Source organism: Cytobacillus oceanisediminis (assembly GCF_007830235.1).
Lineage (GTDB): Bacteria > Bacillota > Bacilli > Bacillales > Cytobacillaceae > Cytobacillus > Cytobacillus oceanisediminis.
The window spans coordinates 23,275-36,661 of sequence record NZ_VLKI01000006.1 but is presented as its reverse complement, the minus strand read 5'-3'; the positions used below and the strand labels follow the sequence as shown (position 1 = coordinate 36,661).

Annotated in this window: 14 protein-coding genes; 4 read left to right on the top strand and 10 right to left on the bottom strand. The window is 39.8% G+C overall.

The window, feature by feature from the left end:
- The first annotated feature begins 203 nt into the window (after positions 1 to 203).
- Entirely contained in the window at positions 204 to 1,292 is a 1,089-nt protein-coding gene (locus IQ19_RS12090; protein ID WP_144542659.1) for a glycoside hydrolase domain-containing protein, read from the top strand.
- Positions 1,293 to 1,349: 57 nt separating this feature from the next.
- On the opposite strand, the gene IQ19_RS12085 is transcribed toward IQ19_RS12090, so the two are convergent.
- Positions 1,350 to 2,285, bottom strand: a complete 936-nt coding sequence (locus IQ19_RS12085; RefSeq protein WP_144542658.1) for a lysylphosphatidylglycerol synthase domain-containing protein — start codon at positions 2,283 to 2,285, stop codon at positions 1,350 to 1,352.
- Positions 2,286 to 2,829: 544 nt separating this feature from the next.
- Here IQ19_RS12085 and yidC point away from each other — a divergent pair.
- Positions 2,830 to 3,615, top strand: a complete 786-nt coding sequence (gene yidC, locus IQ19_RS12080) for a membrane protein insertase YidC (protein ID WP_144542657.1) — start codon at positions 2,830 to 2,832, stop codon at positions 3,613 to 3,615.
- A 291-nt stretch (positions 3,616 to 3,906) separates the two neighbouring features.
- On the opposite strand, the gene crcB (IQ19_RS12070) is transcribed toward yidC, so the two are convergent.
- Complete coding sequence (gene crcB / locus IQ19_RS12070) at positions 3,907 to 4,263, bottom strand: fluoride efflux transporter CrcB (RefSeq protein WP_144542655.1); 357 nt, start codon at positions 4,261 to 4,263, stop codon at positions 3,907 to 3,909.
- On the bottom strand, positions 4,256 to 4,669 hold the full coding sequence (crcB, locus tag IQ19_RS12065) for a fluoride efflux transporter CrcB (protein ID WP_242020974.1): 414 nt from the start codon (positions 4,667 to 4,669) through the stop codon (positions 4,256 to 4,258). The genes crcB (IQ19_RS12070) and crcB (IQ19_RS12065) overlap by 8 nt, the downstream gene beginning before the upstream one ends.
- A gap of 110 nt (positions 4,670 to 4,779) precedes the next feature.
- Here crcB (IQ19_RS12065) and IQ19_RS12060 point away from each other — a divergent pair, with 110 nt between their 5' ends.
- Positions 4,780 to 5,334 carry a YhcN/YlaJ family sporulation lipoprotein gene (locus IQ19_RS12060; protein WP_144542654.1) on the top strand — a complete coding sequence of 185 codons (555 nt, stop codon included), beginning with the start codon at positions 4,780 to 4,782 and terminating at the stop codon, positions 5,332 to 5,334.
- Positions 5,335 to 5,405: 71 nt separating this feature from the next.
- Here the strand turns inward: IQ19_RS12060 and IQ19_RS12055 are convergent, their stop codons facing one another.
- The 6 genes from IQ19_RS12055 to IQ19_RS12030 all read right to left on the bottom strand — a co-directional run bounded on the left by IQ19_RS12055 (position 5,406) and on the right by IQ19_RS12030 (position 11,459).
- Entirely contained in the window at positions 5,406 to 5,609 is a 204-nt protein-coding gene (locus IQ19_RS12055; RefSeq protein ID WP_144542653.1) for a DUF6501 family protein, read from the bottom strand.
- Between the two features lie 68 nt (positions 5,610 to 5,677).
- Positions 5,678 to 5,920, bottom strand: coding sequence for a hypothetical protein (locus tag IQ19_RS12050; RefSeq protein ID WP_144542652.1), 243 nt, complete (start codon positions 5,918 to 5,920; stop codon positions 5,678 to 5,680).
- A 603-nt stretch (positions 5,921 to 6,523) separates the two neighbouring features.
- Positions 6,524 to 7,393, bottom strand: a complete 870-nt coding sequence (locus IQ19_RS12045; protein ID WP_144542651.1) for a gamma-glutamylcyclotransferase family protein — start codon at positions 7,391 to 7,393, stop codon at positions 6,524 to 6,526.
- A gap of 696 nt (positions 7,394 to 8,089) precedes the next feature.
- On the bottom strand, positions 8,090 to 9,733 hold the full coding sequence (locus tag IQ19_RS12040) for an AMP-binding protein (RefSeq protein ID WP_199749464.1): 1,644 nt from the start codon (positions 9,731 to 9,733) through the stop codon (positions 8,090 to 8,092).
- 516 nt (positions 9,734 to 10,249) lie between these two features.
- The gene (locus tag IQ19_RS12035) at positions 10,250 to 10,651 is read right to left on the bottom strand and encodes a secondary thiamine-phosphate synthase enzyme YjbQ (RefSeq protein WP_144542649.1); all 402 of its coding nucleotides are present in this window, start codon (positions 10,649 to 10,651) and stop codon (positions 10,250 to 10,252) included.
- 13 nt (positions 10,652 to 10,664) lie between these two features.
- Entirely contained in the window at positions 10,665 to 11,459 is a 795-nt protein-coding gene (locus IQ19_RS12030) for a VOC family protein (protein ID WP_144542648.1), read from the bottom strand.
- Positions 11,460 to 11,665: 206 nt separating this feature from the next.
- Here IQ19_RS12030 and sda point away from each other — a divergent pair, with 206 nt between their 5' ends.
- On the top strand, positions 11,666 to 11,797 hold the full coding sequence (sda, locus tag IQ19_RS12025; RefSeq protein ID WP_110062787.1) for a sporulation histidine kinase inhibitor Sda: 132 nt from the start codon (positions 11,666 to 11,668) through the stop codon (positions 11,795 to 11,797).
- Positions 11,798 to 12,114: 317 nt separating this feature from the next.
- Here sda and odhB read toward each other — a convergent pair whose 3' ends face one another.
- Positions 12,115 to 13,386 (bottom strand): 2-oxoglutarate dehydrogenase complex dihydrolipoyllysine-residue succinyltransferase, encoded by a 1,272-nt coding sequence (gene odhB / locus IQ19_RS12020; RefSeq protein WP_144542647.1) that lies wholly within the window; start codon positions 13,384 to 13,386, stop codon positions 12,115 to 12,117.
- Position 13,387 lies beyond the last annotated feature (1 nt).

Sequence of the window (13,387 nt, the reverse complement as noted above, 5' to 3'; positions counted from 1 at the left end):
AAAGGAGAATGGTAGTTAATCGGGATGATTAACGACGAAAAGGCTTCTTCCCGAAGGAAAATGGTAGTTAATCGGTATCTTTATCGACATCCCCCTTCCTATTAAGCAGAGTAGCAGGTTCCTTCCTGGCCCTTGCTAGTCCTATCACCACCGCCCTCCTTTCTGCATAGGATGTCATGAACTGACAAGGAGGGCTGTTAGATATGGACAGACGGGGACTTTTGCCTTTTATCGTAACTGCTTTTTTTGCTGTTATGATATCGATATTTACCTTCTCCCTCATTGATTCCAAGAATGCAGAACCAAATACCCATCAGAAACCTGATGGCGGGGAGATAAATAGTGACAGTGATATCACCAATAATGTTAAAAATAATATTAAAGGCAATAAAGCAAATGTAAACAATTCAATCGATAATGATTTAAACAACGGGAACAATAGCATAATTGACAACAATGTTTCAAATGAAATAGAAGTCAATGTCGATGTGAACGTAACAAATAAAATAAAGAATAAAGCTGACAGCCAAGATTCCAGTTCAGGTAATAATGGTGACGACAATGAGAACAGCGATAATGACGGCAATAATAATGGCAATGATGGCGGAAACCAGGATGACCAGGATGGCCAAACGGATGAAGATGAAGTCGTTTGGGGTGTAGACTCCGCGAGTCTCACCACAAGCGGCTTGCTTTCCTGTGTACGCGAAAATTTTGGAAGCCCTAAAGTTTGGGGCCGATATTTGGGTGAAAAAGAAGGTGTTTCAGCCGGTATCACCCCGGAAGAAGCGGAACTGCTCCATTCCAATGATATAAAAATCCTTGTCATCTGGAATCGATTTAGTATTGCGGCAGGGCTAGAAAATGGACAGAACGAAGCGAAAGCCGCCATTAAGCTTGCGGAGGAATTGGGCATCCCAGAGGGGGTAGCCATTTTTGCCGACATTGAACCCAGCTATCCCGTTGATTCTGCATTTATTGAAGGCTGGTTTCAAGTAATGGAAGATTCACCATATCGTTCAGGCATATATGGAATTTTTGATCAGGAGCGTGCCCTTACCCAAGCTTTTGAGGAAGCTGGAAACGGCAATTCTGCTCTTCTTGAAAACACGTATGTATGGACTGCAGCACCCAATGTTGGCATTACAACTGAAAAGCAGGCACCTGGATATAAGCCCCAAGCTCCTGAAAATGCTTTGATTGCCGGCTGGCAATACGGAATTGATGCGCAAGCTTGCAACATTGATACGAATTTGTTTAATGGCGAAATTACGGAGGAAGTTTTCTGGTGAATTAAAATATAAATTGACTATTAAAAAAAGAGCCCCATTAAAAAGGCTCTTTTCAATTTAAGTTTTGAAAGCATTTCTTGCATTTCCATTATTCCAAATTTGGTTCATAACAAAAGGAGTACCGAGTAAAACTGGAACGATATAATAGCTTAGACGGTAAAACATTAAGATTAAGAGGCCTAATTCTGTAGGGATTCCTTGTGATTCAAGTCCTATTAAAAAAACAAAATCAAATGACCCTATGCCTCCAGGTATCATACTGGCAATCCCAGCGCACGATGAAATAATCACAATCGGAAAGATTACCAAGAACGGAATGGAAACTTCCAAAACTTTAGCAATTCCCCATATACAGATAATGATAAAGAACCATTCAAATAATGAGACAACTATTAGCTCCGCTATATATCCCTTTTTTATATGCTTTAGGTTCCAGAAGGATTTCCGGAAAAAATAAATGCCCAGTAATAGAGGTGTATAGGCGGCAATAGCCCACACGGCAATTTTTATAAGTTTGACATCTTCATATAAATGTAAATCTGAAAAAATGATCATCCATGACAGAAAGGATAATCCTGTCAGATAAAAAAGTGATAGCTTGGCAATTATTTTAATATACGGAATCTCTCCCGATAAATGATTTTTATAAAAATATGATCTTAAGGTTGCTCCTGCAACACCGCCAAAACCGATTAAATTTGAAAAAGCATTTGCTGATAACGAATAAAAAAGGAGCTTCTTTTTCGGGACTCTTATGCGGAAAAGCCTTTGCAGAATCTCATCGTAAAAATACATAGGAAAAAGAGCTATGAGCCCAAGAACAATAATAAAAAAGATGTTTTCAGGTGAAAGGCGATCAAAATAAAGCTCAAGCAAGGCCCAATTAAAATCATCAAATATGCCTTTCGCTTCAAAGCTTATTAGAAATAATATTAAAATGGGTACAAGGAATTTGGCCAACGATAGGAATGTTTTTTGTTTTAGGAAAGACAAATTACCCCACCATTCATTTAATCAAGTAATATGTATGTCATAAAAGGCTTCCTGATAGAGTGTACCATAATGCTGCATGAATTACACATCCATTTTTATCATTATATTCCTAGGTGATTAGATTAGAATGGACAAACAGCATGTTATACAGATGAATGTAGGAGATATAATTGTCTAATGGTATTAATTGAATTATACTTAACTAATTGGCTTGCCTAGAGAGGTGAACACTCATTTTTGACATTTTATTCGAATCATCATATATCTCTGCTGAATATACAATCTACTTAAGCTACCTAATCAGCATCACCTTAAAAGTATTTTTGATATGGAATTTGGATTGCAGATATATCAGTTCACGGAATATTCAAAGCGATTCAAGTGATCACTGTTATGATTATTTATTAACAATTCCTTGCCGATTTACCAACAATCCCATTCGTTCCTGGATTGCTAGGCTTATTTTAAAAAAAGGCGATTCGGGTGAGGATCCGGAAGGTCTCTCTCCTATCTAATAAAAATATTAGCAGGAGGATTGACCATAATGAAAAAGATTAAAATTGTAATTACCATCCCTTTAATCACTGCTCTTTCTTTATTACTATCAGCTTGCCAGGCACAAGGAGGACAAAATACAGGTTTTTTCAATCACTTTTTCGTAACTCCATTTGCATTGGCAATACATGGAGTGGCTGTTTTCTTTAATGGGAGTTTCGGAATGGCGATTATTTTAATCACCGTTACTATTAGGCTTATATTAATGCCATTAATGTTGAAACAATATAAAAACCAAAGCATGATGAAAGAAAAAATGGAACTGCTTAAGCCTGAAATGGATAAAATTCAAAAAAAATTAAAAGCTGCAAAAAAACCTCAGGAACAGCAAAAACTGCAGCAGGAAATGTTTAGCTTGTATAAGACGAATGGAGTTAATCCGCTTAACGCAGGATGCTTGCCTATTCTTATTCAAATGCCGATCTTAATGGGATTTTATTATGCCATTAGAGGAAATGAAGAAATTGCTTCTCATTCTTTCCTATGGTTTAATCTTGGACATTCTGATATATGGATAACTGTTATTGCAGGAATAGTCTACTTTTTGCAATATAAGGTCACCTTGGCTAACATGTCTCCCCAGCCGCCGAAACAAATGCAGTTTATGGGGATATTATCGCCTTTAATGATTGTTCTTGTTTCTTTAAATGCCCCTGCAGCCCTACCGCTTTATTGGACTATGGGTGGTTTATTTTTGATTTTTCAATCGTGGCTGGGCAGAAAACTATTTATGAAGGAAAAAGTGAGACCAATCCAGGCAAACACGGATTCCTAAAGTAAAGGCTGTTTTCGCAAACATTGTTGCTAATTAAAACGGAGTTGGTAGAAGTTGATTTCCGCTCCAGGATGCTCAGTGAACCGCGGGGTGGGCGGTGAGCCTCCTCGGCAAAAAACTCCTGTGGGGTCTCACCTGTCCCACTCCTCCCGCTGGAGTCTCGCACCTTACGCTCCAATCAACCAACCTTTTTGTCAACAGTGATTCCTTCACACAACTTATTCAAAAACAATAATCTTTTAGAAAAGTACCAAAGTAAAAAAGGAGTAAGGCTAATTTGCCTCGCTCCTTTTACATTCTTCCTATTATTAAACCTGCAAACGCACATACAATGCCACCCGTATAAGTAAAAATTAAATATGTAATAGCTTGTTTCTTCTTTTTCCCCTCCAAAAGCTCAACTGTTTCAAGTTTAAAGGTTGAAAAAGTTGTAAAAGCCCCCATAAAGCCTACACCCAGAAGCAAAAACAGGTTTTCATTAAAATCCAAACCAATTAACAATCCTAATAAAAATGACCCTAAGAGGTTTACAGCCAGAGTACCAGCCGGAATATCTGATGTGAATTTCTTTTTTACATACAAGACAGCCAGATATCGGCAGATTGCTCCAAGGAAACCTCCTGCAGCAATCCATAGAAAATCAGCCATGGCTGGACGCATCCTTTTTGCCCAAGCCTGCATGATACCCTGCAAATGCGGCAGCAAGCCCGCCAACTAAACTAATTGTAATATAAAGAAGAGCATTTAAGTAGGCATGTTCATCAATTAACATAACGGTTTCACTGCTCAAGGTTGATAAGGTTGTAAAAGACCCGATTGCACCTGTTCCTATTGCCAGCCGCCATTCATTTGTAAGTCGGTTTTGCCTTATGACAAGTGAAGTAAAAAGTCCAAGAGTGAACGCTCCTGCAAGATTTGCGATTAACGTTCCGAACGGGAAACTGCTCCCCCAAGCTTGGGTGGATTGAGCAGAAATAATATACCTTAAAAGACTTCCGGCCATGCCTCCAATTCCTATATAAATGAAAACTTTCAAAACGATCAACTCTTTCATTATGGCTTTCCATAAATCATTTTAGCATTTTTTTATTGGAAAAAATAATGAATAACAAAAAATGTTATAGGAATCCTAAGGATGTAAAAACAGAAAAGGAGTGAATCAATATGCTAAAACGTAAAGCGATTATTGCAGGCGCTCTGACAGCTGTGGTGCTTGCAGGATGCGGGATGAATAACAATGATATGAATGAAACAGCACAAAGAAACAGGGATTTGAGCCAGCCTACAAAAGTTAACGACAGCAATTACGGCGAAAATGGCCGCACAACAGAACCGGGGATTGACCTGACCCGTACGCGTACGGAAAATCAAAATAGAGAACAATCCCCAAGAATGAGGGTTGCTGATAAAGCTGCTGAAAAAATTACTGCCATCCCAGAAGTTGAAACAGCAAACGTTATTGTTACAGATAATAATGCCTATGTGGCTGCACGGATGGATAATGGAAATGGAGAATTGACAAGGGATATTGAAGAAAAAATCGCTGATCAAGTAAGATCTGTTGACCAGGATATCGATAATGTATATGTTTCGGTTAATCCCGATTTTTATGATCGAATGACTGGATATACAGAAGATATACGAGGCGGACAGCCTGCAGAAGGATTCTTTGATGAGTTTAACGAAGCTGTACGACGGATTTTTCCGACGCAAAGATAAAGCGGACCTTCATTAGTATGTTTTAAAAATGAAAAACGGCCGGTATGAACCAGGCCGTTTTCTTCATGTCATTAAATATCCTGGAAATAGTCTTTGTAAAAGCCGCTTACTTTTCCGGAATTGTCTACAATAAAATAGAATTCTTCGGTTTCATTTTTAACATCATAAGTTCTTCCTGCAGTCAGCGCCCTGTCTACAATGTATTTCGCTGCATCTGTATGCACACATTTTACTTTTTTTACTGTATCTCGTTCATGCCAAGTTAAATGAATCAAAATTGCCACTCCTTCGTTTTCTGCCTAACCAGCTTACTCATTCTGTCAGGCTAAGCTCTTATTAAATATTATAAAGAATATGAGCTGCTGTCTGCAACATGATTCTCTTTGATCGTTGGCATAACCTTCATTATTTTCCTGAATCGTTTGATTCGGTCCGTATCGAAAGTATATACTTCTCCGGTTAAAATGTTCTTTAATGTTACATAGGTAATCTCACAGATATGATCTATTCGTACAAACTCCAAATGTTCGTAATACTCATTTTCGTACTCCACTTCATAAAAGCCATTATCTGCAATTATATTCATATGATGACCTTCTTTCTAAGATGATGGCAAAGGTTATTTACCACGAACTTAGCCTGTTTCAAACATCAAATGAATAATTTTGCATTAAAACACATCATATTTTTTCCCATTCAATGAGCTTTAACATAGCCTAATTTTAAAATAGGAGTCATCAGTGATATACAGAAAAAAGGATGAACATGAGTTCATCCTTTCAGACTGTAGACAAACTCGATGAAAATCGGATTTGCCTACAGTCTTTTTAGTCCGTCTTTGAAATGGGTCTGTTGATTTCCGTTTCAGGTGCTTCGCTTTCCACGGGCGGCCCGGGGAGCCTCCTCGTCACTCCGTTCCTGCGGGGTCTCCCCTGACCCTTGCTCCCGCAGGAGTCTTCGCACCTTCCAACTCCAATCAACATAGTTTTAAAATTGAATGTGGCAGTAAAATCAAGCCTATTTTAAAATAGATCTATATAACGCTTGAGGTGATGAACATGCTTTCGAAAAACAATTCGATTTAACGAGACCAAATTGAGGTGGTTGCTTTAGACCAGCTGGTCCCACAAGACAACTTAGTCCGCAAGATGGAAGGATGAACAGGGGTTCATCCTTTGTTCTTAATTTTTTAAGCATCCAAATTTATTTTTACGCCGAGTTTTTCCAGTTGTTTTTCAAGATTTTTATAATATTGCTCGCTGACTCTGCCTCTTGCTCCGCGAAGAATCTCCAGTGCATAGTGGTCAGGCGGAGGCAATTCTCCCTTTTTATTATAAACATGAAAGGTTAAAACATCGGTATATAAATCCTCGCCAACTTGCACATTTACAAACGCTGGCCGGTACCATTCCCCATAAAATCCTTCTCGATGGAAGAGATATTCCACCGCTTCATACGGCAGTTCATAAAGAATTCCCTCGGTAACTCCTCCATCTTCCACAATATCAGCTCTTCCACCATCTTCTCTTGAAAATAAATATTGCATGGAATAACCTTTTAGCACTCCACCGCCCATAACGGTCTTGAAATGCTGGTCAACATTTGCTAACCGGAGTCGTTCATCATCCATGCAGGATCCATATGCAAAGTAATAGGTTTTCTCCGGTTTGTCTTTCATTAAACGATAGAGCTTCCAGTCTCCGTGTAAAATTGGTTCAGCCAGTAAATCATTCCTGTTTGAAATATAAACAAGTGCGTTGACATCTCCAGTATCGGTATGGATAGTCTGTTCCACTCTGTCGTATAAATTGTCTTTTCTGCCTGGAATGTAATCTTCCAGTTCATCCAGCTCGGTAAAATGATCCAAGTGAACCTCATAGAGTTCCCCATATACCTTTTGGTCAAACGATGCCTTCATAGAGGGATACCCAAGTCCTGTATCATATAACTCCCCGTATACCCATGCCTGCTCGGCAATGCAGTGACTCCCTTTCAAAACGAAATGGTTCGATTCATGCTTTCTTAATGTCCCATAAACAAACAGCTTCTGTGTTGTCATTCGTTATGATCCCCCTTATTCCTCTCTGCTAAATCTGAATTTGTTTACTATACTACCATTTTCTGAAGATTCTTTCCAAAAAAATAAGACGGAGAAAGATTCTCCGTCCATTCAGGATTGGCACTGGCAAACTTCGAAATTTTTAATAATTGGAAGCTTGCAGACCAGTTCGTTTTTACGATTTTGAAGTACTTGCGGCTGGTTTAATGATTCAAATTCTTTTTGTTTTAGTTTAGTCAATGTTTCCATAACATAAATTTCATCATACATTCCTATAACTCTCCCTTTTTCTCATCTTTAATCTCATTTTATCCTTTCTCTTTTTGTGAAACATTGGCAGAGGGAATGAGATTTTTTGAGACTTTTGAATGAGAGAAGGTGGAGTTTGTATTAAAATGGCTTGTTAAGTTTGCCTGTTGATTTGCGCCGAAGGCACTCCCTTTCCGGGGCGGTCCGATGCTCCTCGCCGCTTTGCTCCTGCGGGGTTGCCCTTTGATCTACACTCCCGCAGGACTTTGAATAAGCTTCCTTGTATAAACACCGCACGAAGGAAATGCGAATGCATTTTCGCGGGATTAGTGCCTTACGCTCCAATCAACAGGGTGCTAAAAAACAACAATAAGCTTTAACAGAACCTTTAAAATAAAAATCCCTGTTGGTATACGACTTGCAAACCAACAGGGACCTTGTAAAAAATTATTTTAATGTATTGGCTTTTTCAATTACTTCCTTTGCTTGTTCCCGCAAACGGAACTTTTGGATTTTACCTGAAGCTGTCATTGGATAAGCCTCGATAAATTCAATATAGCGCGGGATTTTATGCCGTGATATTTTTCCTTTGCAATACTCGCGCAGCTCTTCGGCTGTTACTTCTTCACCTTCTTTTAAAATAACCCAGGCGACTACTTCCTCTCCATAAATAGCATCAGGAACACCTACCACCTGGACATCAAGAATGGCCGGATGTGTATAAAGGAACTCTTCTATTTCGCGGGGATAGATGTTTTCTCCGCCCCTGATGATCATATCTTTAAGCCTGCCTGTAATTTTACAATATCCGTTTTCATCCATCACGGCCAAGTCTCCTGTGTGCAGCCAGCCGTTGTCATCAATGGCTTCTTTGGTGGCATCTGGATTTTTGTAATAGCCTTTCATGACATGGTAGCCCCTTGTACATAACTCACCCTGTACGCCACGGGGAACTTCTTTATTCGTACCCGGTTCCACGATTTTTACTTCTACATTAGGAAGGGCTCTGCCAACAGATTCAACCCTTAGCTCGATTGGGTCATCTGTTCGTGTCTGGGTAATGACTGGAGAAGATTCTGTCTGGCCATAAGCGATAGTTATTTCGCTGGCTCCCATCCTTTCGATAACCCCTTTCATTACCTCAATTGGACAATTGGAGCCAGCCATTATGCCTGTGCGAAGACTGGATAGGTCATATTTGCTGAATTCCGGATCATTAAGCTCTGCGATAAACATAGTCGGAACCCCGTGCAAACCCGTACATTTTTCATCCTGTACTGTCTGAAGAACTGCTTTGGGACTGAATTCCTGAACCGGAACAATGGTGGCGCCAACGGATACACACGCCATAGTTCCAAGTACGCATCCGAAACAATGAAAGAACGGAACTGGGATACATAAGCGGTCATCTTTTGTTAGACGCATGCAATTGGCGATATTATAGCCATTGTTCACAATATTATTATGGGTTAGCATAACCCCTTTCGGAAAACCTGTCGTTCCCGATGTGTATTGCATATTAATCGCATCATCCGGATCCAGGCTCTCCATACGCTGATTAAGTTCTTCTTCGGTGACGGATTCACCCATTTTAATCATATCATCCCAGCTGAAAGTGCCAGGGAAGCGTTTCTCGCCCATAACTACCACATTCTTTAAGTAAGGCAGCCGTTTGCTCTCCAGTTGTCCCGGCTCTGAAGTCTTAAGTTCCGGAACAATACTATATAGCATCTCTATGTAAGAGGTGTCTCTGAAATTTTCCATTAAAACTATAGTTGTTGTATCAGATTGTTTTAGAAGATATTCAAGCTCAGCAGCTTGATAGTTTGTGTTAACTGTTACGAGCACAGCCCCCATTTTGCCTGTTGCAAACTGGCATGTCAGCCATTCAGGCGTGTTTGTCGACCATGCAGCAATATGTTCCCCTTTTTCAAGGCCCAGCTTCATAAAACCTTTGGCTGCAAGCCGGCAATAATCATCAAACTTCCTGTAGGTCATTCGCAGTCCTCTGTCTGCATAGACTACAGCTTCATGATTGGGGTGAAGGTTGGCTTTCTCTTCGAGGAGCTTCCCTACTGTGAGATTTAACAATTCCGTCATCCAGAAATCCTCCTTTGATTATGATCTGATTATTATGCAGAAATTTTTTTTGATGCTAAATAAAACGCTTACATTTTATGTTATCATATATTGCTGAATATTCAATATTTTCGTATATTAATAATTTTATAAAGTTGTAAATCCTGTGCTGGCCGGATTTGATAATACAGTTTCGAGAAATACTTTTATTGGGGTTGTGGATTGATTATATAAATATGTAGGATCGGTTCCCAGCATATTCCGCGGGAGACCGGACGATTTAAGACCAAGCAGAACAATTGGATGTGGGTTTGATAGGCGAAGGCTAGCGGATCAAGACCGGTTCCGCGCAAGTTCCTGGGTCAATGCGGGCAGGTTTTAAGGAATGACGCGTGGATCTTGGATCTGAAGGGATTGTGCGTAGCCTGAGCATATCCGCTTGATCTCGCTCATATACGCGCCCGTTAAAACAATCATTAGCCAAAAAATGAAACTGCTCCTAATCAGAAGCAGTCTCATAGATAGCTATTATAGATTTAATATTTTAACATAAAATGTTCGGGTTCTGGGGCCATCGAATTCGCAGAAGTAGATTCCCTGCCATGTTCCAAGGAGCAATTCTCCTTCTGTAATGATTACATGCTGGGAAGAGCCGACTGTGCTTGCTTTCATGTGGGCAGCAGTATTTCCTTCAATGTGGAGGTCATGTTTATGCTCCCAAGGAAAAACTTCATCAAAACGGCTAATCATGTCTGTCTTTACATCCGGATCGGCATTTTCATTAATGGTAATCCCAGCAGTTGTGTGGGGGCAATAAATGACTGCTGCCCCCTCTTCAATACCGGTTTCTGTTATGAATTTCTGAAATTGGGATGTTACTTCAATAAACTCATCCCGCTTTGACGTGTGAATCGTAAATTTCCTTAACAACTGCATTTCCCCCTTACAAATAGCTTGATCCAAAAAGGTTTACTTCTTTTTCAAGTGAAGGTGCAAACTGAATAGCAAAAGGTTTTTCTCCGCGAGTTTTTAAAACTGCTGAAGCCTCGCTTTCTTCGTTTAATGGCTGGCAAAAGAAAATCTCTGTTGAACCAGCCTGAATAGAAATTCTTTTTTCATGTTGGTTGCTGGTTTTGTATGTATCCTTGATTTCAAAAGGAAAAAGCTTGGTCCACTCTTTTGCAGATTTTTCACTGTCTTCAGCAGCAATGAATATAGCTTGAACGCTAGCATCCTCAAGCTTTTCATCAAACATGCCGATTCGTTTCAGTTCTTGGAATCTTATATCGTCTTCCATTCCCCAATCGATAAAAAACGGATAGATATGCTGTGGGTTATTTTTAATAAAAAGCATACTCCATGAAATGGTGCTGCCATCTTCACGCTTTCGGCTCCCCTGGAAAATTGGAAGGGTTACACATCCTTTATTTTCAAGTTCTCTTTGCAGCTCATGAATGTTATTCGTTCGGAAGCAAATTTGCCCGACTCCTTCCCCATTCTGAAGGTCCTGAGTAAGCTGCGTAATTAGCGGGTTGTCTGATTGGTCCGCAATTTCTTTTTTCTCTATAGAGAGAAACTCCAGGTAAGCCTGTCCGATATATAGGAGACTATTATAAGTTCCCCAGTTTTCATGGCTGCCGCCCATAGCAGCATGGTATCCATGATTCTTCCAAGCATTCACAGCTTCTGTTGGATGGCCTTTAATAAAATGGACGATATGATCAAGCTTTAATTCCATTGGCGACTCCTCCTTTTTAATTGCTCTGTTATATAGATCATACAAATGTTATTTATGCTCGTCCATTTAGAGGCTTCGAATGTTAAATCTTTGTCATGAGAATGAAATAAAATTTTTTTATATAATGGGTTCACAAATCTTTAGAAAACCTTTACAATAAATTAAAAAAATAGAATATTCAATCCATTTACCAGGAGGTATGCAGAATGAAAATTATGAGTAATGAACAGTTGGTCGTCTCGTATCGTGATGCATTGAAGACAGGGTCTGAGAAGGAATGGATTAGGATATTAAAAACCGAGATTCAAAAACGGGGATTGAAGCCGTTTAAAGAGTAACGGTTCTATGTTTTAAAAGTTTGGCAAATACTTATATTGAAAATCTAGAAGCGGGAGCTATTCCCGCTTTTTTTATTGCCTGTGAACTCTGTCTTTTAGCTTATTAGCATGTTTAATATTATTGTATTCTTCTTCGGTAAGTACACCAAGTTTCTTCAATACCGCCGAATATTGCAGTATCTTCATTTGCCTTCTCCGCATTTTATTCACCTGCTTTTTAGTAATATAATATTCCCAACAAGTACAATGTTTCCTTCAGGCAAAATAATTTTCCTTAATAAAAAACAGAGCGGATTAATTCCGCTCTGCTCGTTTTATTAGGCTTCAAATAGAAGGCTTTCCGGATCTTCAATCAGTTCTTTAACCCGTTTAAGGAATGTAACTGCTTCTTTTCCATCCACAATTCGGTGGTCATAGGATAGTGCAATATACATCATTGGACGATTTTCCATTTTTTCTGCATCAATAGCAACAGGGCGCAATTGGATAGAGTGCATCCCAAGTATGCCGACCTGTGGGCCATTAAGGATTGGCGTTGACATCATTGAACCGAAGATACCGCCATTTGTAATGGTGAATGTTCCTCCCTGAAGGTCTGATAATGCCAGTTTATTGTCTCTCGCTTTAGTGGCAAGATCCATAATATCCTTTTCGATTTCTGCAAAGTTTTTGCGGTCAGCATCGCGAACAACCGGTACTACAAGTCCTTCTTTGGCTGATACGGCAATACCAATATCATAGAATTTCTTAAGAACTATTTCATCCCCCTGAATTTCAGCATTCAGGAATGGATTTTTCTTAAGAGCAGCCACAACCGCTTTTGTGAAAAATGACATGAATCCTAGCTTAACATCATTTTCTTCTAAGAATTTATCTTTGCGCTTTTTACGAAGGTTCATAACATTTGTCATGTCAACTTCATTGAATGTTGTCAGCATCGCAGCTGTTTGCTGTACTTCAACAAGACGGTTTGCAATGGTTTGGCGACGGCGTGACATTTTGATTCGTTCCACTTCTTTGCCTTCTTTTTCCTGGGCAGCCGGCTTGGCTGGAGCAGCTGGCTTCGATGGCTGTGCAGGCTGCTGTTTAGCCTGTTCAGGATTATAGGATTCAACATCCTGAGCCCTTACTCTTCCAAGCGGATCAGCAGTTGGAACCTGGCTTAGGTCGATCCCTTTTTCTCGTGCCAATTTACGTGCTGCCGGTGAAGCAATCGGACGCTGGCTGCCAGCTTTTTCTTCTGCAGCTGGCTGTACAGGCTGTTCCTCTGCTTTCGGCTGTTCTGCTTTAGGTGCTTCTTCTGTTTTATCTTCAGGCTTCTCCTCTGCCTTTTCAGGTGCTGGAGATGCTTGTCCGCTTTCATCGACGATGGCGATCGTTTCACCTACGTTAACGGTATCTCCTTCTTGTGCTTTAACTTCCTTTAAGATACCGCTATGCTCAGAGATAATTTCTACGTTTACCTTATCTGTTTCCAATTCAACAACATAGTCACCTTTATTGACTGTGTCACCTGGCTGTTTAAGCCATTGTGCCACTGTACCTTCTGTAATTGATTCAGCCAATTCTGGAACTTTTATTTCTGCCACC